Origin of the sequence: Kitasatospora azatica KCTC 9699 (assembly GCF_000744785.1) — a bacterium.
Lineage (GTDB): Bacteria > Actinomycetota > Actinomycetes > Streptomycetales > Streptomycetaceae > Kitasatospora > Kitasatospora azatica.
This window is the reverse complement of sequence record NZ_JQMO01000002.1, coordinates 411,149-431,037: the sequence shown is the minus strand read 5'-3', so window position 1 is coordinate 431,037 and position 19,889 is coordinate 411,149. Positions and strand designations below refer to the sequence as shown.

At 70.8% G+C, this 19,889-nt stretch carries 16 protein-coding genes and 2 pseudogenes; 9 read left to right on the top strand and 9 right to left on the bottom strand.

What is annotated here, in order from left to right:
- Window positions 1-31: 31 nt before the first annotated feature.
- Entirely contained in the window at window positions 32-1,675 is a 1,644-nt protein-coding gene (locus BR98_RS02460; protein WP_267886036.1) for a PucR family transcriptional regulator, read from the bottom strand.
- Between the two features lie 130 nt (window positions 1,676-1,805).
- Window positions 1,806-2,690, bottom strand: a complete 885-nt coding sequence (locus BR98_RS02455; RefSeq protein ID WP_051969221.1) for a cyclase family protein — start codon at window positions 2,688-2,690, stop codon at window positions 1,806-1,808.
- 130 nt (window positions 2,691-2,820) lie between these two features.
- Here BR98_RS02455 and BR98_RS02450 point away from each other — a divergent pair, with 130 nt between their 5' ends.
- From BR98_RS02450 to BR98_RS02435, 4 genes are all read left to right on the top strand, one after another.
- Window positions 2,821-5,715 (top strand): SpoIIE family protein phosphatase, encoded by a 2,895-nt coding sequence (locus BR98_RS02450; RefSeq protein ID WP_051969220.1) that lies wholly within the window; start codon window positions 2,821-2,823, stop codon window positions 5,713-5,715.
- A gap of 176 nt (window positions 5,716-5,891) precedes the next feature.
- Window positions 5,892-7,454 carry a sugar ABC transporter ATP-binding protein gene (locus tag BR98_RS02445; RefSeq protein WP_035839538.1) on the top strand — a complete coding sequence of 521 codons (1,563 nt, stop codon included), beginning with the start codon at window positions 5,892-5,894 and terminating at the stop codon, window positions 7,452-7,454.
- Window positions 7,451-8,461, top strand: a complete 1,011-nt coding sequence (locus tag BR98_RS02440; RefSeq protein ID WP_051969219.1) for an ABC transporter permease — start codon at window positions 7,451-7,453, stop codon at window positions 8,459-8,461. Before BR98_RS02445 ends, BR98_RS02440 begins: the two co-directional genes overlap by 4 nt.
- 17 nt (window positions 8,462-8,478) lie before the next feature.
- On the top strand, window positions 8,479-9,630 hold the full coding sequence (locus tag BR98_RS02435; protein WP_035839535.1) for a substrate-binding domain-containing protein: 1,152 nt from the start codon (window positions 8,479-8,481) through the stop codon (window positions 9,628-9,630).
- 69 nt (window positions 9,631-9,699) lie between these two features.
- On the opposite strand, the gene BR98_RS02430 is transcribed toward BR98_RS02435, so the two are convergent.
- Window positions 9,700-11,220, bottom strand: a complete 1,521-nt coding sequence (locus tag BR98_RS02430) for a SulP family inorganic anion transporter (RefSeq protein ID WP_083975885.1) — start codon at window positions 11,218-11,220, stop codon at window positions 9,700-9,702.
- 46 nt (window positions 11,221-11,266) lie between these two features.
- Complete coding sequence (locus BR98_RS02425; protein ID WP_035839532.1) at window positions 11,267-11,869, bottom strand: carbonic anhydrase; 603 nt, start codon at window positions 11,867-11,869, stop codon at window positions 11,267-11,269.
- A gap of 400 nt (window positions 11,870-12,269) precedes the next feature.
- Here BR98_RS02425 and BR98_RS02420 point away from each other — a divergent pair, with 400 nt between their 5' ends.
- A complete protein-coding gene (locus BR98_RS02420) occupies window positions 12,270-12,620 on the top strand; it encodes a hypothetical protein (protein ID WP_035839530.1) in 351 nt (116 codons plus the stop codon).
- A 56-nt stretch (window positions 12,621-12,676) separates the two neighbouring features.
- Here the strand turns inward: BR98_RS02420 and BR98_RS02415 are convergent, their stop codons facing one another.
- Window positions 12,677-13,318, bottom strand: a complete 642-nt coding sequence (locus BR98_RS02415) for a hypothetical protein (protein WP_051969218.1) — start codon at window positions 13,316-13,318, stop codon at window positions 12,677-12,679.
- A gap of 247 nt (window positions 13,319-13,565) precedes the next feature.
- On the opposite strand from BR98_RS02415, the pseudogene BR98_RS02410 reads away from it, so the two are divergent.
- Window positions 13,566-13,730 (top strand): annotated as a pseudogene (locus BR98_RS02410) (winged helix-turn-helix transcriptional regulator); the annotation flags it as partial.
- 108 nt (window positions 13,731-13,838) lie between these two features.
- Here BR98_RS02410 and BR98_RS02405 read toward each other — a convergent pair.
- Together BR98_RS02405 and BR98_RS02400 are read right to left on the bottom strand one after the other, a co-directional pair.
- Window positions 13,839-14,333: pseudogene (locus BR98_RS02405) on the bottom strand (helix-turn-helix domain-containing protein); the annotation flags it as partial.
- A gap of 98 nt (window positions 14,334-14,431) precedes the next feature.
- Complete coding sequence (locus BR98_RS02400; RefSeq protein ID WP_035839526.1) at window positions 14,432-15,250, bottom strand: SAM-dependent methyltransferase; 819 nt, start codon at window positions 15,248-15,250, stop codon at window positions 14,432-14,434.
- A 276-nt stretch (window positions 15,251-15,526) separates the two neighbouring features.
- Here BR98_RS02400 and BR98_RS02395 point away from each other — a divergent pair, with 276 nt between their 5' ends.
- Window positions 15,527-16,150 (top strand): sigma factor-like helix-turn-helix DNA-binding protein, encoded by a 624-nt coding sequence (locus BR98_RS02395; protein ID WP_051969217.1) that lies wholly within the window; start codon window positions 15,527-15,529, stop codon window positions 16,148-16,150.
- Window positions 16,147-16,827: a hypothetical protein gene (locus BR98_RS02390; protein ID WP_232247207.1), complete on the top strand. Its 681-nt coding sequence runs from the start codon at window positions 16,147-16,149 to the stop codon at window positions 16,825-16,827. The genes BR98_RS02395 and BR98_RS02390 overlap by 4 nt, the downstream gene beginning before the upstream one ends.
- A gap of 214 nt (window positions 16,828-17,041) precedes the next feature.
- Here BR98_RS02390 and BR98_RS02385 read toward each other — a convergent pair whose 3' ends face one another.
- Complete coding sequence (locus BR98_RS02385) at window positions 17,042-17,623, bottom strand: cysteine dioxygenase (RefSeq protein WP_035839519.1); 582 nt, start codon at window positions 17,621-17,623, stop codon at window positions 17,042-17,044.
- On the bottom strand, window positions 17,620-18,684 hold the full coding sequence (locus BR98_RS38915; protein WP_051969216.1) for an amidohydrolase family protein: 1,065 nt from the start codon (window positions 18,682-18,684) through the stop codon (window positions 17,620-17,622). The genes BR98_RS02385 and BR98_RS38915 overlap by 4 nt, the downstream gene beginning before the upstream one ends.
- A 109-nt stretch (window positions 18,685-18,793) precedes the next feature.
- Between BR98_RS38915 and BR98_RS02375 the strand changes: the two genes are divergently transcribed.
- Entirely contained in the window at window positions 18,794-19,852 is a 1,059-nt protein-coding gene (locus BR98_RS02375; RefSeq protein WP_051969215.1) for a LacI family DNA-binding transcriptional regulator, read from the top strand.
- Window positions 19,853-19,889 lie beyond the last annotated feature (37 nt).

Genomic DNA, 19,889 nt, shown 5'->3' with positions numbered 1-19,889 from the left:
CGGCCACCACGACGGGCCGCCTGGTTCCTCCTCACCAGGCGGCCTCCGGGCCCACTGCCCGCTGCGCCTCGTGGGCCAGCAGCGCGACGTAGAGCGAGGTCAGCTGCTCCCAGTCGTCCAGGTCGACGTCCAGCAGCGCCTGGATGCTCTCCAGTCGCCGGTACAGCGCGGGCCGGCTGATGTGGTGCACCTGGGCGGCCAGCGACTTGTTGCGGCCGCTCCCCAGATAGGTCCGCAGGACCTCCAGCAGCGGCGGCTTCTCCAGCAGCGGCCCGAGCTCCCGTTCGATGAACGCCTGCAGCTCCGGCTCGTCCCGCAGCAGCCGGACCAGCCCGCGCAGCCGCACGTCACGCAGGCGCGCCACCGCGGTGGCCGCGGGTGCGGCCAGTGCGGCGTCCGCGACGTGCACCGCCTCGACGAAGGACCGGCGTACCTCGTCGAGCACCGCGCACCCGAAGCCCGCCCCGACCACGGCCCTGCGGCCCCGGGCCGCCAGCCGCTCGTGGGTCTGCACCGCGACGCGCCGCAGCACCGCGTCGGCGTCCTGGTCGTGCGGGACGCTCAGCAGCACCGCCGTTCCGTCCACGCCGATGCTCCCCACCAGGCCCGCCACCGCCTCCTCGCCGAGGATCCGGTCGAGCAACTGCGGCAGGCCCTCCTTGTCGGCCACCCTGCCGACCAGCTCGCGGACCACCACGGGTACGAAGGTGCGTCGGTTCACCGGCAGTCCGGCGGCCCGGACCCGGGTGAGCAGCTGCTCCGGCCGGGCCGCACCCGCGGCCAGGTCGCTGAGCAGCGATTCCGCCGCGTGGTCCTCCCAACTCCGGTCACGGTCACCGAGCAGACGGTTCATGGCCAGTGCCTCGGCGGCGCGCTGCCCCAGCATCTGGCCGGACTCCTCGGAGCCCGGGTAGCCGAACAGGACCAGCTGCCCCCAACGCTGGCCGCGGGCCTCCAGCGCCGCCACGATCCAGCCGTCCGGGCCGACCGTCACCGGGTCGTTCCGCACCAGCTCGGCGACCTGTCGCGAGACCCGGTCCCAGTCGCGCATCAGTTCGCTCAGCGAGTTCCGGTCGCCCGCGGTGGCCAGTACCCGGTGCGCCAGGTTGGCCACGACAGCCGGGCAGCCTCCGAAGGCCGCGATCTCGTCGAGCAACTGCTGCAGTGGGGCGCCGGAGAGGTTGAGCGCGGTGAGCGAGGAGCGGATCCGGTCGGAGAGGTTGAGCGCGGCGAACCTGCCGTGCACCAACCGGGAGTGCACCTCCTCGGTGAGCTGGGAGAACGGCGCCGGACGGTGCAGCACGATCAGCGGCACGCCGCACCGCTCCGCCGCCCGCCGCATCGCCGGCGGCGTGGTCCGGAAGGCCCGGCCCAGACCCAGCAGCACGGCCGCGACATCGGCGCGCTGCATCGACTCGATGTAGGCGACCTGGGCCTGCTCATCGCCGACCAGCAGCAGGCCGGTGGTGAGCACGATCTCGCCGCCGGTCAGCATCACCCCCACGTCGGCCGCCTCGGCCACGTGCAGCCAGCGCACCGGTCGGTCCAGGTGTGCCGCACCGGCCACCACCTCGGGGCCCCAGGTCGCCATCAGGTCCAGTCCCAGCACGTCACGCACGGTGAGCCGGCCGACTGGGCCCCGCGCGTCCGGCACGGGATGTGTCTCGTCGCTCACCTGGACCGACCTTGCGGAGTGTGCTGAAGCCGGGCTCGGTGCTTGAACCGGATCCGGCACTTTCGATTCCGCGGAGTCTACGCCCCGGCCGCTGTCATCAGCCTGGGACCCTGTGGCGGCATGACCGAACTCAGAAGACCGCAAGCGGATTGACCGGGGAGCCGGTGCCCCGGGGGATGTTCAGGGGCGCGGCGACGAAGAGGAACTCCCACCGAGAGGTGCGCGCGCACGTCTCGGCCAGGGCCTCCAGGTCCAGGTTGTCGATCAGGGGCAGCCCCATGGCGGTGATGGCCAGCACGTGGATCGGCGAGTGGACGCCGTCGACGGGGCTCGGACGCACGTCGCTGTCGCCGTCACTGCCCAATGCCGAGGCCCGCGACTCGCTCAGCACGCGCATGGCGGTGGGGTGGAGTCCCGCACTGAGGTCTTCCGGGTCCCACGGGCCCAACCGCCTCCGTCGGGCAAGGTGGCCCGTGCGGACGAGGAGGATGTCTCCGTGCTCCAGCCGGGTGCCTTGTTCGTCGGCGCAGACGAGCAGCTCCGGGCCGCCGACCGCCTCTCCCGGCTCCAGCCAGTCAAGGCCGCGCAGACGTGCCACGTCCAGTAGGACACCTCGCCCCACCAGGCCGGGTAGCAGGTCGGTCACCGCGCCGTAGGAGGCACCTCGGGACGTGAAGACCTTCCGCGCCGGCACTGCGGCGAAGAGCAGTCCGCGGTACGCGATGTGGCAGAGCGCGTCCAGGTGCGTCTGCGCCTTCCCGTGGTAGTCGGAGGCGATGAAGTCCTTGTGCACGGTCGGCTCCGCGGCCGTGACGTCTGCCAGTTCGGTCATCTGATGCAGCGCCGGCCTGCGGTTGTCGGGCCCTGGAACGCTGTCCCACGGCCGCCCCATCGCGACGACCTCACCGGTGCGCACGAGTCCCGCCGCCGTCACGCGTCGCGTCCTGGTGACCGGATCGGGGAGCTGGTCGCGGCGCAGCTGGTCGAAGAGTGCGTCGAACTCGTCGCGGGTCATGGCGCTCCTCGCCCCTGCTTCCCCGTACAGCCAATGGTGCGTCGGCCGGGTGACGTGTGCGACCGACGGGTAAGCACCGCGTGGTGGACAAGGTCCTAAAATTGCCTCAAAGGGTGCAGCTCCTTGGAGTGTGAGCGCGGTGGCGATCCTGACGGGTTCCGGTAGCGAGGACGTAGGTCCCGCACGGGTCCGTGAGCAGGTCCTGCACGGTGGATCAGCATCGGGAGGCGTGCGAAGCCTGATCTTGAGCTCGTGGCAGCGCTGTCAGTTGCTGGGGCTCTCGCCGGACCGGATCGAGCTTCCGTATCGGAAGGACTTCGATCTGGACGGCCGACTCGTTCGCGCGGCCGGACCCGTGCTCGACCGGCTGGAATCCAAGTTCGCGGGCAGTCGGATGAACGTGGCCCTCGCCGACGGGGGCGGGACGGTGCTGCAACGCCGATTCGGCGAAAGGTCCATGGTCAGGCATCTCCCCGAGTTCCAGAGCGTCCCGGGTTTCGTTTTCGCCGAGAAGTTCGGGGGCACCAACGGTATCGGCCTCGCACTCGCGGAGCGGCGGCTCTGCCAGGTCTACGGAGCCGAGCACTTCGCCGAGCGCTCCCAGTCGAACGCTTGCTCTGCCATTCCCGTTCGCGACCCCCTCAGCGGGTGTATCGAGGGCGTCCTCTGCCTCGGCTATCCGCGCTCCTACGCGGACCCGGAGCTGGACGTCGTGATCCGCAAGGCGGCCGCCGCCATCGAACGGCGACTGCTGGAGCACAGTTCGGCGCGAGAGCGAGCCTTGCTGCGGGCGTATCTCGAATCGAGGCTTCGCGCGCAGGCCGGTGATACGACCGCGGACGGGTTCCTGATCGGGATGGACGGGCCGGCCCCGAGCGGACTGGACTGGCGTGATCAGGTGATCCTCAAGGAGAAGGCCACCGAGCTGATCGCCCTGGCCCAGCGGGCCGCCATCGAGGTGACCCTGCCGCTCGGCCGGCGGGTCACCCTGCTGAGCCGTCCGGTGACGAGCCCGTCCGGGGTGGAAGGCGTCGCCATCGAGGCGGTGCTCCATGACGAGTCGCTGCAGCAGCACCTGGCCGCCCCTGCTGTCGCCGGCGAGCCGCTCGACCTCTCGGGGTACGCCGCAATCCCCGCCGCCCCGCCGCCCCGGCACCTGCCCGGCCACCTGCCCAGTCCCTCCGCCAGCACGGTCAGCACGGCCGGTGCAGCCGGCGCACCCGGCACCACCGGTGACCCGGCGGGCGGCGCGGTCACCGGGCTGCTGCTCGTGGGCGAGCCGGGAGTGGGGAAGTACGCCGTCGAGGCGCGACGTCGCCTCGAGTTGCTGTCCGAGGCCAGCACCCGCATCGGCACCAGCCTGGACGTGGCCCGCACCGCCCAGGAACTCGCCGAGATGGCCGTGCCCCGCTTGGCCGACTTCGTCACCATCGACCTTCCCGAAGCCGTACTGCGCGGCGAGGAGTCCGCCGACCCCCGCAGCGACCTGCACCGCACGGTGGTGCACGGCATCAGCGACGAATGCCCCTTCTACCCGGTCGGCGAGCGGGTCGACCTTCGCCCCACCACGCCCCAGCTCCGCTGCCTGGCCAGCGGGCGGGCGGTGCTGGAACCCGACCTGAGGGCGGCTGCCGGCTGGCTCTCCCAGGACCCCGAGCATGCCGAGCGGCTCCTCGCACAGAACGTCCACTCCCTCATCGCCGTCCCGCTGCTCGCCCGCGGCGTGGCACTGGGCATCGCCAGCTTCTACCGCTCGCAGGACCCCGCCCCCTTCGGGGACGACGACCGCTCACTGGCCCAGGAGCTCTCCACCCGCGCTGCCATCTGCATCGACAACGCCCGCCGCTACACCCGCGAACACACCATGGTCCTGGCCCTGCAGCGCAGCCTGCTCCCGCACGGCCTGCCCGAGCAGAGCGCCGTCGACGTCGCCCACCGCTATCTGCCCGCCGAATCCGGAGTGGGCGGCGACTGGTTCGACGTCATCCCCCTCTCCGGCGCCCGTGTCGCCCTGGTCGTCGGCGATGTCGTCGGCCACGGCCTGCACGCCGCCGCCACCATGGGCCGCCTGCGTACCGCCGTGCACAACTTCTCCGAACTGGACCTCGCCCCCGACGAACTCCTCACCCACCTGGACAATCTCGTGGGCCGCCTCGACTCCGAGGAGAGCTGCGAGGGCCCGGCCGGCGGCAGCGGCGGCATCATCGGGGCGACCTGCCTGTATGCCATCTACGACCCGACGTCGCAGCGCTGTACGGTGGCCCGCGCCGGCCACCCGCCGCCCGCGGTGGTCCGCCCCGACGGCACGGTGACCCTCCCCGACCTGCCCGCCGGGCCCCCTCTCGGCCTGGGCGGCCTCCCCTTCGAAACCGCCGAGCTCCACCTCCCCGAGGGCAGCCAGCTGGTCCTCTACTCCGACGGTCTCATCGAGGACCGCAACCGCGACATCGACACGGCCCTCGATGAGCTGTGCCGCGCTCTGGTCCACCCGGGCCGCTCGCCCGAGGACACCTGCCGCGCGGTGATGGACGCCGTGGTACCCGACCACCCCGTCGACGACGTCACGCTGCTCGTCGCCCGCACCCGTGCCCTGCACCCCGGCCGGATCGCCACCTGGGACGTGTCTGCCGACCCGGCTCGCGTCCACGACGTGCGGGCCGCCGCCTCCCGCAGGCTCGGCGACTGGGGGCTGGAGGAGGTCGCGTTCGCCGTCGAGCTGCTCCTCAGCGAGCTGGTCACCAATGCCATCCGCTACGGCATCGAGCCCATCCAGGTACGCCTGATCCACGACCGCACCTTGATCTGCGAGGTCTCCGACGCCAGCAGCACCGCCCCGCACCTGCGCCACGCGGCCACCACCGACGAGGGAGGCCGCGGCCTGTTCCTCGTCGCACAGCTCGCCCAGGCCTGGGGCACCCGCTACACCGCCCGAGGCAAGGTCATCTGGGCCGAGTGCGCCATCGAGGCGCCTGAAGGTGTCTCCGGAACAGCCGGTCATCTGGCGGATTTTCCGGGCGCGGAATGAGTCACCTTCGGTAGATCAGGGAGGCAGTGGCGTGTCAGCAATGCGGTGGCCCGGATCAGCTGGTAGGAACGGTGCACCGTAAGAAGGCGCAAATGCGGCGAATCGCACCGCCAGGCGCTCAGTAGTGCTCCCGACGCAGGTCGGAAGGACTCGGTGGCCGAGCCCTGGAGAGGTCCATGCACGACGCTTCCGACACCTCAGCGGGCCCACCCGCGCGCCCGCGTCCATTCGTCCGGGTCCGCGGTCTCAGCAAGCGGTTCGGGGGCACCCTCGCACTGGCCGGGGTCGACCTCGACATCCACCGGTACAGCATCCTGGCCCTTCTCGGACCGAACGGCGCCGGAAAATCCACCCTCATCAAAACGCTCGCCGGGGTCTACCACGCGGACGAGGGTGAGGTGACGGTGGCCGGGCACCCGCTCGGCACCGAAGCCGCCTCCCGGAGCATGTCCTTCATCCACCAGGACCTGGGTCTCGTCGAGTGGATGACGGTCGCCGAGAACATCGCCCTGGTCACCGGCTACCCGCGCCGTCGCGGCCTGATCTCCTGGCGGCAGACCCGGGAGCGTTGCGCCGAGGCTCTCGGGATCGTCGCCGGACACCTCGACGCGGACGCGCGAATCGCCGACCTCGACCCCGCCGAGCGCTCGCTGGTCGCCATCGCCCGCGCGCTGGCGACGCGAGCGAAGGTCATCGTCCTGGACGAGCCGACCGCCAGCCTCCCCGCCGCGGACTGCGCCAGGCTCTTCGACGTGCTGCGGACCCTGCGCGACGGCGGGCGCGGCATCGTCTACGTCACCCACCGGCTCGACGAGGTGTACAAGGTCGCCGACACCTTCGCCGTCCTGCGCGACGGCCACCTCATCAGCTCCGGGCCGCTCGCCGGCCACAGCCCCGGGCGCCTGGTGCGCGACATCGTGGGCCGTGAACCGGCCTATCGCCCGAGCGGGCGGCCAGCCGCCCGCTCGAGCGCCCCCGCCGACGGCCCGACGGTGCTGAGCCTCGACCGCGTGCGGACCCAGGACACCGGACCGGTGAGCTTGGAGCTGCACGCCGGCGAAGTCCTCGGCATGGTGGGCCTCACCGGCGCCGGCCACCTCGATCTGGGCCGCGCTCTCGCAGGCTCCCGACCGATCCTCGCTGGGCGGGCCCTGCTCGACGGTCGGCCGTACACCCCGCACACGGTCGCCGCGGCTGTGGCCTCGGGGGCTGGCTTCGTCACCGGCAATCGTCAGGAGGAAGGCTGCGCCGAAGAACTGACGCTACGTGAGAACTTCATGGCCAACCCTCGGGTGGGCGGTCTGCCGGCGCTGCACTGGATCAGCCCCCGGCGCGAGCGCGCCGAGGCCACCGCCCTGATCGACCGGTTCTCGGTGCGGCCCCGCGACAGCGAGGCGCCGATCGCCCGCCTGTCCGGCGGGAACCAGCAGAAGGTCATGGTCGGCCGCTGGCTCCGGGTGAGGCGGCGGCTGTTGATCCTCGAGGAGCCGACCGCGAGCGTGGACGTCGGGGCCAAGGCCGAGGTCTACCGGCTGCTCGACGATGCGCTGGCCGCCGGCCTCGCGGTCCTGCTCATCTCCAGCGACTTCGAGGAGGTCGCCACCGTGTGCCACCGCGCCCTGGTGTTCGTCCACGGAACCGTGGCAGCCGAGCTGACCGGCGCGGCCCTCACCGTCACCGAACTCACCCACGCCGCATCGGCCGTGCCTGCCATCACCGGAACTGAAACGGACCGATGACCACATTCCCCTCCCGCCGATCGCGGCCGGGCCGCCGGCGCGGGCATCTCATCGGCACCTACGGCCTGCTGGCCCTCACCGCCCTACTGTTCCTGATCTTCTCACTCGCCCTGCCGGACACCTTTCCCACTCTCGACAACATCTCGGCGATCCTGTCCAACCAGTCGATCCCCGCCATCCTCGCGCTCGGCGCGACGATCCCCATCGTCACCGGCAAGTTCGATCTCTCCATCGGCTACGGCCTCGGCTTCGCCCACGTCGTAGTGCTGCAACTCATCGTCAACAGCGGCTGGCCCTGGCCCCTTGCCTGCCTCGTGGTGATCCTCGGAGGGGCGGCCTTCGGGACCCTCAACGGTGTCATCGTCGAGTTCGGGCAGATCAACTCCTTCATCGCCACTCTCGGCACCGGCAGCATCCTGTACGCCTTCACCGGCTGGATCACCGGCGGCGCGAGGATCGTCCCCGGAGCCGGCGGCCTGCCGTCCGCCTTCACCGACCTGTACAACTCCAAGTTCCTCGGCCTGCCGGTCTCCGCGTACTACGTGCTCGCTCTCGCCGGCGCCCTGTGGTTGCCGCTGGAGCGACTGCCGCTGGGCCGGTACATGTACGTCATCGGCTCCAACACCCGCGCCGCCGAGCTCGTCGGCATCCCCACCCGCCGCTACAGCGTCTACGCCTTCGCCGGATCGGGCCTGATCGCCGGCTTCGCAGGCGTCCTGCTCGCCGCGCAACAGCAGATCGGCAACCCGAGCGTCGGCATCGACTACCTGCTGCCCGCCTTCGTCGGCGCGCTGCTCGGCTCCACCGCGATCAAACCCGGACGGGCCAACGCGCTGGGAACCGTCGTCGCGGTCGCCTTCCTCGCCGTCGGCCTTGCCGGTATCGGCCAGCTCGGCGCCGACTTCTGGGTCATCCCGCTGTTCAACGGCGCGGCCCTGCTCATCGCTGTAGGGCTGGCCGGGTACTCCGCACGCCGTCGACTGCGCGTCGGCGCGTCCCCTCCGTGACCTCCGAAGGAGCACCCGTGTACGCGAACCGCAGCACCCGGCTGGGAGCCGCAGTTCTGCTGGCAGCCGCCGCCACCGTCGTCGTCGGCTGTCAGCGTGGCGTGTCGACCGGCACCGGGTCCTCTTTCGGGGGCCCGACGAAGATCGGTTGCCCGGCCCCTCTCGCCAAGGCCAAGGCGGGCGTTCAGCAGGCGGAGAAAGCCGATGTCTCCTGGAACGGGCCGGTCAGCGGCCCCACGGCGGTGCCCGGCAAGACCATCACCTATGTCGCCCAGACCATGACCAACCCCGGCGTCGCGGGCGTTGCCAAGGGCGTCATCGAAGCCGCGAACGTCATCGGATGGAGCGTCCGGGTGATTGACGGACAGGGCACGCCCGTCGGCATCCAGGCGGCATTCAGCCAGGCGATCGACCTCAAGTCCTCGGGCATCGTCATCGGCGGCTTCGATCCCGATCTGACAGCGCAGCAGATGGCGCAGGCCAACGCGGCGCACATCCCGCTCGTCGGCTGGCACGCGGTCGCCTCCCCCGGCCCGAGCAAGAACCCGATGCTCTTCAGCAACGTGACCACCAGCGTCGGGGACGTCTCGAAGATCAGCGCGGACTGGATCATCGCGGAGTCCAACGGCAACGCCGGGGTCGTCGCCTTCACCGACGATTCGATCCCGTTCGCCAAGAACAAGTCCGAACTGATCAGAAACGAACTCGCCACCTGTCCCAGCGTGACGCTACTGGCCTACGAGAACATCCCGATCCCGGACGCGAGCAGCCGCACTCCTCAGGAGGTCTCCTCCCTGGTCGCCCGCTTCCCGGGCCAGTGGACGTACTCCGTCGCCATCAACGACCTCTACTTCGCCGATGCCGCACCGGCCCTGCGCGCGGCCGGCAAGCAGGGCAGAGGCGCCCCATTCAACATCGGCGCGGGCGACGGCGACCCATCGGCCTTCCAGCGCATCAACAGCGGGGAGTTCCAGGCCGCCACCGTTCCCGAGCCACTCTCCGAGCAGGGCTGGCAGATCGTCGACGAGTTCAACCGGGCCTTCTCCGGCGACCCTGCCAGCGGATATGTCGCACCGGTCCACATCGCCACGGCCGCCAACAGCAACGGGGCCACAGCCTGGGACCCGCCGGGTTACCGCGAGGCGTACCGGAAGATCTGGGGCAGGTAGGCGCGGAACGGAAAGCTGTGACCGGCCGGACAGGGTCGGTGCACCTGCCCGGCGGGTGCCCGCCTGCGGTCAGACGCCCGCCGGGACGCGGACGACCGCGGCCTCGCGCATCCGGTTGTGTCGTTCCTCCCAGGCGGCCAGCGCGGTCCGGCAGGCGTGGTCGAGGTGGCCCAGGCCGGTCACGTCCAGGTGCACGATCCGGCCGGTGGGCAGCTGCTCCAGGGTGTCCAGCAGCCGGGGCAGGCGCAGGAAGGTGGCGTTGCCGGTCAGCCTCACACCGACCGTGCCGTCCCCGCGCTCCTCGACGTCCACCTGCAGATGCGAGGTGTCCCAGGCGCTCTTCAGCACGGAGAGCAGCAGGCCGAGCAGTACGCCCTCGAAGAGGTTGGTCGCGACGATGGCGAACGCCGTGACCACCAGGATCAAGGCCTCTGCGCGGTGCGCCCGCCACAGCGGCAGGAGCGCCTTCGTCGGCACCAACTTGGCCCCGGCGTGCACCAGGACGCCGGCCAGCGCGGCGAGCGGGATCACCGACAGCGCGGCGGGGAACAGCGCGGCGAAGAGCAGCAGCCAGAGGCCGTGCAGCACGCGGGAGGCCTTGGTCCGCCCCCCGGCCTGGACGTTGGCCGCGCTTCGCACGATGACGGCCGTCATCGGGAGGGCGCCGAGCACGCCGCAGACGGTGTTGCCGACACCCTGCGCGACCAGCTCCCGGTCGTAATGGGTGCGCGGCCCGTCGTGCAGGCGGTCCACCGCGGCCGCGCTGAACAGGCTCTCGGCGGAGGCGATCAGCGCGAACGCGAGGACGGTGCCGAGGACGCCGAGGTTGCCGAGGGCCGTCAGCTCGGCGCCGCCCGGAAGGTCGATCACCCCGGCCAGGCCGGCGACGTGGACCTTGGCGACGGGGAGGTCGAGCAACGCGGTGGCGGCGGTCGCCGCAGCGACCGCGGCCAGCGGCGCGGGCACGAGCCGGACCCGGGCGGGCAGCCTGGGCCAGAGCACCAGGACAACTATGGTGCCGGCACCGATCGCGGCGGCGGTGAGTGCCTGGGGCGAAGCCGCGACGTCAACGACCAGGCGCGGCAGGCCGATGAGCTTGCCGAGGCCGCTGCGGGGTGCCTTGGCGTCGGCCAGGGCGTAGAGCTGACCGGCGATCAGTACGAGGCCGATCCCCGCCAGCATGCCCTGCACGACCGAGACCGAGATGGCCCGGAAGAGCCGTCCGAGCCGCAGGACGCCCATGGCGACCTGGAGCAGGCCGGCGGCGGCGGTGATCACGCCGAGGGTGGCCAGCCCGTGTTCCTGGACGGCGGCGAACACCAGGACGGTGAGCCCCGCGGCGGGGCCGGACACCTGGAGGCTGCTGCCCGGCAGCAGCCCGGTGAGCAGCCCGCCCACGATGCCGGTGATCAGGCCGAGTTCGGCCGGGACGCCGGAGGCGACGGCCACGCCGACGCAGAGCGGCAGCGCGACCAGGAAGACGACGAGGGAGGCGGCCAGGTCCGCTCGCAGGTTGGCGGTCCGGGCCGGGCCGGGGGAGTGGCCGGGGGAGTGGTCGGAGGCGGGCCGAAGGGCGGGACGACGAAGCATCAGGTCCTCGGATCGATGGTGGTACGGACGGTGGGCAGAGGTTCGGTCACAGCGGGAGGAAGAGCCCGGAGTCGGTCCGGTGCGCGAGCACCAGCCCGGTGTGGACCTCGTAGAACCAGCCGTGCAGCCGGACCCGTCCGTCGAGCAACCCCCGGGCGATGCCCGGGTAGCCGCGCAACTGGTCCAGCTGGGCGAGGACGTGCCGTTGCACCGGCCCGGCCACGGTCGGGTCGAAGAGGTCCGCCCCGTCGGCCCGCAACACGCTGCGGTCGGCGTTGCCGAGCCATGAGCGGACGGCGGGCACCGCGCTGAGGTCCTCGCCGCGGACCACCGCGCCGACCGCCCCGCAGTGCGAGTGGCCGCAGACCACGATGTCGCGCACACCGAGGACGTTGACGGCGTACTCGATGGTGGCGGTCTCGCCGGAGGCGGAGTCCGCGCGGTACGCCGGGACGATGTTGCCCGCGGTGCGCAGCTCGAAGAGGTCGCCGGGGTCGGCTCCGGTGATCAGAGTGGGCACCACCCGGGAGTCCGAGCAGGTGATGAAGAGCGCCTGCGGCGACTGGCCGGTGGCGAGGCCGTCGAGTTCGCGGCCGGCGCGGCCGGCACGCTGCGGGAAGGCGCGGGCACGGTCGATCAACGGTTCCATGAGGATATGACTCCTTCTGCCTCCTCGCCGTGGACGGCGGGGGCGGGCGGTGGGGTCGGGCAGGGGACCGTCAGAACAGGCCGTTCGGTCCGGGGGCCGATCCGGTCGCCGGGCACGGCGGACCCGCGCACTGCTAACCGTCGGTGATCCCCAGGTGACCTGATGCTGCGTCAAGACTTAGTAAAACATGGGCATGGCAAAGGCAAAAGCCGTACCTGGAAGCAAGTTGTGCCGGTCTGGTTAACATCTTGTTGCCGCACCATGCTGGTGCACCGGGCACAGGTTGGGAGGTACGGGGAAGCGGTCCGGTGGCGGCAGGCGGCGGAGCTGGAGGAGCCGCGAGGGTCGGCGCCGATTCGCGTCTCGGGAACCAGCACTGTCACTTGATCGTATAGATGACATGCCGTCAGTTCTCATTCTTGGAATCGACCCACACGCAGTGCCTGGCATGGACGGAGCCGTCATCCGCGCGGCCCTCGACCAGGAGCTGACACGGTTTGGCGAACACGCCATCGACGCGCGCATGGCGCTCATCGCGTTGGACGAGTCGGCCGAGTCCACGATGGTCACCGCACTGTCCGAGCGCGAGTGGGACGTCGTCGTCATCGGCGGCGGAATTCGCAAGCCGGAACCGCTTCTGCCACTGTTCGAGCAGGTCGTGAATCTGGTCCGGCGGCATGCACCGAAGGCCGCGATCGCGTTCAACACCAGCGGAGGTGACAGCGTCGAAGCGGCCAAGCGGTGGCTGTGAACCCGGGCTTGGGTGCCGTCGCGCAGGTCACGTTCGAACGGACGGTGACTTGCTGCTCATCCGGAAGCAGGGCGGTTCCGGAGCCGCCTGAGCTGCGCACCGGTCCGGGCGAGTGCGCCCAGTTCGACCGCCGCGCCGATCCAGGCGGCCCCGAACGCCCAGACCGACAACGCCTCGCAGAGGTAGAGCGGAGTGAGCGTCCAGTGGGCGCCCAGGCCGGTCACACCCGTGATGACGGCGATGGCCAGGAAGACGAAGATGAGGACTCCGGCGGCCAGATAGGCCTGGTTGACCGTTCGTCTTGCCTCGATCGCCGGGTCCCGGAACGACTGGATGCAGAACATCGCGAGCGCGGAGAGCAGCACGGCGGCGAAGATCACATGCAGCACCCCGACCGCCGCCTGGTAGTCCGTGGGGGACTTCGGCACAGTGGGGAACAGCGCGACGCCGATCGCGAAGCAGCCGGCCACAGTGCTCCAGACGTCGTCGCGCTTGTTGTAGCGGTAGCCGATCAGGAACACCCCGAGCGCGCACAGGCTGCCGACCAGGATGTTCCGCGTGCTCGTGTAGTACGAATCGCTCATCGAACTCGGCAGAATCTCGGTTCGGTGCCCGAGCCGCACGAAGATCCAGTTGCCGAGCGGTAGGGCGATCGGGAGCAGGAAACCGATCGCGCCAATTCCCAGGCGCAGTCGCATCACTGTCCGCTGGTCCTGATCGGTCGGCCGATTTCTGCCGGCGTCGTCGTCACTGTTCACACTGGCCCCCTCACGGATGCCCGGACGCAGTACCGGTACGGAGTATGCCCCGAATGCGCGTCATTTCCACCTGGCTGAAGGGGTACTGGGTGGCCTGCCGGACATGGACGATGCAGCGATCGACGGCTCCCACAGGAGGCCGCACGACGGGATCAGACGGTGAGGACGAGCTTGCCCTGGAGGTGACCGCCGCCACGCCTACGCCGAGGTGCCGCCCCGCGTCGAGTACGAGCTCACCCCGCTCGGGGCAACGCTGATCGATCCGATCCACATGCTGACCGAGTGGGCGAGGGCGAACGGCGACGCAGTGCTCGATGCGCTCGACGCCGATCCCGAGCCGGGTAGGCCGTAAGTCAGACCATGACAGAGCCATCGCGCACCCTCTGGTGAACTAGCCCTCGCCCCTCGGAACATTGCTTGGCGCCCGGCTCAGACCGTGGTGCGGGTCACCGGGATCCACCGGCGAGATGCTCTTGATGTGCTCGGCGATGTGCGGGTTGACGCCCTGGTAGATCAGCGGGACGCGGGCCTTCTTGCCGACGACCCGGAATCCTTCCTTCCCCACGATTCGGTATCGCATGGTGCTGTTCCCTTCGACAGTGAGGCGGAAGGACAACCGGGGCTGCGAGTTCAGGGCCGCGCCGGTACGCCTGGCCTCGCCGGGACCGACACCGTGCACGGCGCGGAACGCCCGGGCGAAGGCCTCGCCCGAGGTGTAGCCGTAGCGGATCGCGATCTCCAGCAAGGTCGGTTCCCCGGCCAGCACTTCGGCTGCGGCGACGGTGAGCCGCCGGCGCCGGATGTACTCCGACAGCGGCATCCCCGCCAGTGACGAGAACAGCCGCCGGAAGTGGTACTCCGACGTGACCGTGATCCGAGCCAGCGCGGACACCTCGATGTGCTGGTCGAGGTGTTCCTCGATGTGCTCCATGGCCTGGTTCAGCCGATCCAGCAACCCCGGCCTCCTTCCTTTCGATCACCAACGTTAGGAAGGACCAAGCCTGCCGCACCTGACATTCGGTGCCCGCTCCGGTCGGGTCCGGATGTCGAGGCTCACGGTTTCAGCGCGACGGCTGCGTAGGCCGAGACGTGGGCGTCGGTGACCTGCGGGTCGAGGCTGCCGTCGGGGCGCCAGCGGTGCGTGGGGACGACGCCGGGATCGAGCAGGTCCCAGCCGTCGAAGAAGCGGGTGATCTCCTCACGGGTGCGCATCCGGACGGCCGTGCCGGCTGCGGCGTAGACCTGGGTGACCCGCTCGGCCTCGGCAGGGCCGAAGTCGGGAGTGCCGTGGCTGATCGTCAGGGCGCTGCCGGAGGGCAGGGCCTGCTTGAAATGCTCGACGATGCTGTGGGCTTTCTGCTCGCCGGGGACGAAGTGCAGCAGCGCGTTCATGCTGAACGCCACCGGCCGGGTGAGGTCGAGGGTGTCCAGCAACTGCGGAGACTTGAGGATCGAGTCCGGTTCGGTGGCCTCGGCCTGAAGGTAGGCGGTGACCCCTTCCGGGCGACTGAGCAGCAGTGCCTGGGCGTGCGCGTACACGATCGGGTCGTTGTCGGCATAGAGGACGCGAGCCTGCGGGTTCACCTGCTGGGCGACCTCGTGCAGGTTGGGCGAGGTGGGGATGCCGGTGCCGATGTCGAGGAACTGCGTGATCCCGGCGCGGGCGAGCAGCCGCGTCGAGCGGTGCATGAAGGATCGATTCACCTGCGCCGCCGTCCGCGCCCACGGGAACACCGCGATCGCCTGCCCGGCCGCCTCCCGGTCGGCCGCGAAGTTCGTGCTGCCGCCCAGGTAGTAGTCGTACATCCGGGCCGAGTGTGCCCGATGCAGTTGAAGGTCGATGTCCACCGTCTCGTCGCTGCTACCGGTCATCGCCGCCGCGCCCCCACTTCGTTGAAGAAATCCTAACGTGCCACCCTGCAAGGCAACGTACGTTGGTCAGCCCTCTGCGTTCAGCAACTAGGCTTACATCAAGAAGATATGAGGAGTCATCGGGTGTCTGGTAGTCACGCTCTTACCTTGTGTAATCTTCTTGCGCCTCCTTTGCACCTCAGGGCCCGCCTGCGATGGCATGTGCATCGAGGGGACGCGGGTTCCCCTCGACGCACACCACCGCTTGCCGCCGACCGCCATGGGTAGGGGCCGAGGATGACGATCAACCGGGACGAGCCGCCCAGCACCGGCGGCGTGGGAGGGCGGACCATGAATGACACCAACGAAGCCGCGCCGGACGGCGCGCGCCTCAAGCTCACCTACGACGCGTTCTGTGCCACGCACGAGGGCGCGTGGAGCCGGTTCGTCTGTACCCAGGTCGGCGAACGCGACGGTGCCCCGGCTCTGGTGGTAGCCGCCGCCAAGGACCACCTGCACCGCAACTGGGCCATCGCGCTGCGCCAGGAGATCCCGGCCGCCTATGCCTGGCGCCTCCTCAAGGAGCACCTCGCCGCCTGGCTCGCCACCCAGAGCCAGCCCGTCGTCCTGCAGACCGCCGCCCTTGACGCCGTCATCGACCACTTCGGTTGCCAGGCGCGCCTGAGCCTGGAGACCCTGCCGGAGAAGAGCGGGCTGATGACCGCCATACTCGAGCTTCCGGAGCGCCAGCACGACAGCGTCGTGCTGAAGTACTGCCTGGACATGGACGACCAGGAGGTGGCCGACTACCTCGGTACGTCGTTGCCCACCCTGCGCTCAAACCTGCGCCACGCCCGCCGTCGACTCGCCCGCGCCATTGGCGGGCCCGACCTCGCCGAGCGGCAGAAGGAGGGACAGTGAGCCGACACGCCGATCAGCATCCCAGCCTGCTCGCCTGGCTCGACAGCCGACCGCTCTCCCCTCGAGGCGCCGATGCGTCCGCCGAGCACGTGTACACCTGCACGACCACTGCCCCGCCGACGGCCGCCGCTCACATCACCGCGGCCCCGGCCCCGTTCCCGTCCGAGCACGAACAGGCGGCCCACGAACTCGACCTGGCCGTCGCCCTGGTCCTGAACGCACCCTCGGCCGGCCAAGCCCTGGATCTGCTCGCCAACAGTGAGCAGATCCACCCCGAGGGCGCGCTCGTCTTCGCCTGTCTGCTGTTCGTGGCCGGCCGCCCGGACGCGGCCGAGTTCTGGTGGCAGTTCGCCGCCGGCTCGGGCAGTACGACGGGCGCCTACCTCCTCCATCTCCACCACCTCTGCCACGGCGAAACCCGCGATGCCGCACACTGGCGCGGCCAGGCGGAACGGCTGGCCGCCAAGCCCCGTGGCCGCCGCACCGGCACCTGCCGTCCGGTGCTGTCCGACGCCGTCCGGCGCGACATACTCGCCCGCTGTCACGTAGGACTCCACCCCCGCTTGCCCGTTGCACTCGAAGCCGTCATCAACCGCCTCACCGTCGGCTGCGACGACGACTTCGGCGAGATCCCCCAACCCTGCAACTCACTCGCACGCGAACTCGTCGACCGGTAGCCGCAACACCGTGCCCCACCGAGGTCCGCTCCAACGGTCACACGAGTGAACTGGTCTGGGCGGACACCGCCTACCAGGGCTCGGCACTGGCGGAGGCGTTCGCGGCAGCGCGGGGTCAGGGTCGAGGGCCATGAAGTCAGAATGATCAAGACATCGCAGAGCGGCCCGCTTTTGATCCGAACGCGGGCGGGTTGCCCGTTACCGGGACACGGCACTAGTCGACCATGTCGTCGAGCGGGCGCAGTTCGTCGGCGTAGGAGACGGAGGTACGGCGCAGGATGCCGGTGCTGCTGACGGCGTACTGCCCCATGCGCCACAGCGGCGGCGAGTAGGCGTGGACGGAGACGCTGCCGGCGTCGCGTCCGGTGAGCCGGTGGATGTGGTCGGGGCCGAAGGAGAAGACCTGGCCGGCCGGGACGTCGGTGGCCAGGCTGGGGGCGCCGACGGCGAGGTTGTGCTCGACAAGCGTGCCCTCGGCCACGGCTACCGCGCCGGAGGAAATGTCGTGGTCATGCCAGCCAGTGTCATTCTGCGGCGTCCAGCACAGCACCCAAACGTCGACGTGCGCGTCGCGGTGGAGGGAGACGTAGTGGCGCTTGTCATCGTCGAAGGCGACGTGCTCGTGCCAGAGCCCGGGGTCCGCGGCGATGGCTGAGGCCAGGTCCAGCAGCTCCCGCTTGTCGAGGTCGCGTCCGGGCAGGGAGTCGAGGGTGACCGAGGGGCGCACCTCGCGCCAGAGTTCGGCGTCGCGGGCGGGGGCTTCGGCAGAGTTGACGGGCTGCGGCGTGGTGGTCACGGTCGGACTCCTTCGAGCAGGTGGCGTGGGTTGGCGACCCGGACGGCGTGGGCCGCTGCGGCGCCGAGGCCGGGGTCGGTCGGGGCGGCGTAGGGGCGGTCGCTGCCGAGGACGAGGGCGTCGATGCCGAGCACGCGGACCACGCTGTCCAGTGCCTGGCGCCCGTAGGACGATGTGTCGACGAAGACCCGGGGGTCCAGGACGAGTGGGCCGCCGCCGCGCGCGGTGAAGCGTTCGTGGTGGACGGGCGCGAGGCCGGCCGCTGCCACGAAGCAGATCCGCAGACGTGGCAGCAGCGCCCGCCCGGCGGTGTGCCAGGACCACCAGGCGGCCTGCAGCTGGCCGACGTAGCCGACCACCGCGGGCCACCACGCGGGCAGCTCGGCGTCGGTGGCGGGTTCCGGGCCCGGGTGGACGAGTACTGGCCGGTCCGCTGCCTCTGCGACCGCGAGCAGCGGAGCGAGGCGTTTTAGCGCCTGCGGTGTCCGCAGGGCCGTCGCCGGGACCTGCAGGCCGATCAGACCGCCGGTTAGTGCCGCGTCAGGCAACTTTTGCCCGTCAAGGAGCGGCGTCCGGTGCGTGCTCTCGGCGTGCCGGCCGGAAGTCCTCGTACTGGGCGTACTGGGGCTTTCGGCCGGTGCGGCGAGAGTGTGTGCCGGGGGTCGCGACGGGGCGAAGGTTGCCTGACGCGGCACTAGCAGCCTCGAGAGGCCGTCCAGGTCCGGCTCGGCGAGCTGGGGCGAGGCCCAGCCGACGAAGGGCGCCGGCAGCTCCTGGACGCCGGCGTGCCAGGCATCCAGCAGGGGCGCGGCCTCGTCGGGCGGCAGGTGCTCGATGCCGAGCGGGCTGGAGAGCGAGACCGCGATCCGCTGCACGTCCGGGTCGAGCCCGGCCCGCCGAACCGGATCGTGGTGCTCGGGCCGGATCTCGTGGGGTGGCTCGCCGGGCAGGTGCAGGGTCCAGCCGTCGAGCAGGGGCCGGCGACGACGCAAACGCAGTTGCTCGACGAACGCAGCCGGCCACAGGTGCTGGTGCACGTCGGTGCAGCCGCCGTGGAACATGCCGCCTCCCATCGCAGCGCGCTGGCGATGTCCACTGATGCGCATCAGTGAACCGCTTAACCTGGAACCGGTCAAGTGCCGGTGGCGTGGGCGGAGATAGACTTTGGGTGTGCCAGATCGTCAGAGACGCGTCACCCTGCGCGATATCGCGCAGGAGACCGGACTCTCCGCCGCCGCAGTGTCCTACGCGCTTCGAGGGCTCCAGGTCCCATTGGGGACGCAGGAGCGCGTGCGCGAGGCGGCGGCACGCCTGGGCTACCAGGCCGACCCGATCGCGCGGGCCCTGGCCTCGGGCCGGACCGACAACGTCGGCGTGCTCTGCGGCTCGCTCACGGACGTGTGGCAGCAGGGGCTGGCGACCGCACTCGGCCGCAAGCTGCTCGAGGCGGGCCGGCACGCACTCATCGTCGACGCCTCCAACGACCCCGCGCTGGAGGCCGGCCTCGCCTCGCAGCTGACGGCCCAGCGGGTGGACGCGCTGATCGTGCTGCCCGTCGACCCGACCGCCGAGCACTGGCGGGACGTGGCCCGGCAGACGATCCTGATCTCCATCGGCGACGGGCTGCCCGGGGCGGCCACGTCGGCCGAGGTGGTCTTCGACAACGAGGCCGGGGTCACCGACGCGCTGCACCGGCTTGCCGACGCCGGTCACCGCGCGATCGCGGTCGTGACGCCGGGCCTGCCGAGCACTCCGGACCGCCCCGCCGAGGCCGTGGTCCACCGTACGGGGCGCGAACTGGGGCTGGACGTCACCTTGTACGCTTCGCCGCACGACCTGGACGGCGCGACAGCCGTGGCCCGAGCGGTGCTCACCGCCGCGAACCCGCCCACTGCCTTCCTCTGCCTGGCCGACTCGATGGCCTACGGCGTGTACGCGGCCGCGCGCGAGCTCGGCCTCACGGTGCCGGATGACGTCTCCGTGCTCGGCTTCGACGATCACCCCTTGTCACGGCTGCTGACGCCGCCGCTGTCCAGTTACAGGTGGCCGGTGGAGCAGCTGATCGACCTGGTGGTCGAACGCACCGTCAAGGCCATCGAGGAGGGGAAGCGCAGCCGCCGCAAGGTGCTGCAGCCGACGGTCCAGCTACGGGGCTCGCTCGCCGCAGTGCGGGCCACCACGCAGCGGACCGCGAGGCAGCGAACCGCCGCGCGGCGGACCGCTCGCTGAACCGTTGTTGCGGGCCGCACCGTGACCCGGCGGTGCG

Excerpts from the sequence above, each read along its gene's own strand:
- BR98_RS02455 (WP_051969221.1), bottom strand. The coding sequence starts at position 2,690 with ATGACCCGCGACGAGTTCGACGCACTCTTCGACCAGCTGCGCCGCGAC.
- BR98_RS02445 (WP_035839538.1), top strand. The coding sequence starts at position 5,892 with ATGCACGACGCTTCCGACACCTCAGCGGGCCCACCCGCGCGCCCGCGT.
- BR98_RS02440 (WP_051969219.1), top strand. The coding sequence starts at position 7,451 with ATGACCACATTCCCCTCCCGCCGATCGCGGCCGGGCCGCCGGCGCGGG.
- BR98_RS02430 (WP_083975885.1), bottom strand. The coding sequence starts at position 11,220 with ATGCTTCGTCGTCCCGCCCTTCGGCCCGCCTCCGACCACTCCCCCGGC.
- BR98_RS02425 (WP_035839532.1), bottom strand. The coding sequence starts at position 11,869 with ATGGAACCGTTGATCGACCGTGCCCGCGCCTTCCCGCAGCGTGCCGGC.
- BR98_RS02420 (WP_035839530.1), top strand. The coding sequence starts at position 12,270 with ATGCCGTCAGTTCTCATTCTTGGAATCGACCCACACGCAGTGCCTGGC.
- BR98_RS02415 (WP_051969218.1), bottom strand. The coding sequence starts at position 13,318 with ATGCGACTGCGCCTGGGAATTGGCGCGATCGGTTTCCTGCTCCCGATC.
- BR98_RS02400 (WP_035839526.1), bottom strand. The coding sequence starts at position 15,250 with ATGACCGGTAGCAGCGACGAGACGGTGGACATCGACCTTCAACTGCAT.
- BR98_RS02395 (WP_051969217.1), top strand. The coding sequence starts at position 15,527 with ATGACGATCAACCGGGACGAGCCGCCCAGCACCGGCGGCGTGGGAGGG.
- BR98_RS38915 (WP_051969216.1), bottom strand. The coding sequence starts at position 18,684 with ATGTTCCACGGCGGCTGCACCGACGTGCACCAGCACCTGTGGCCGGCT.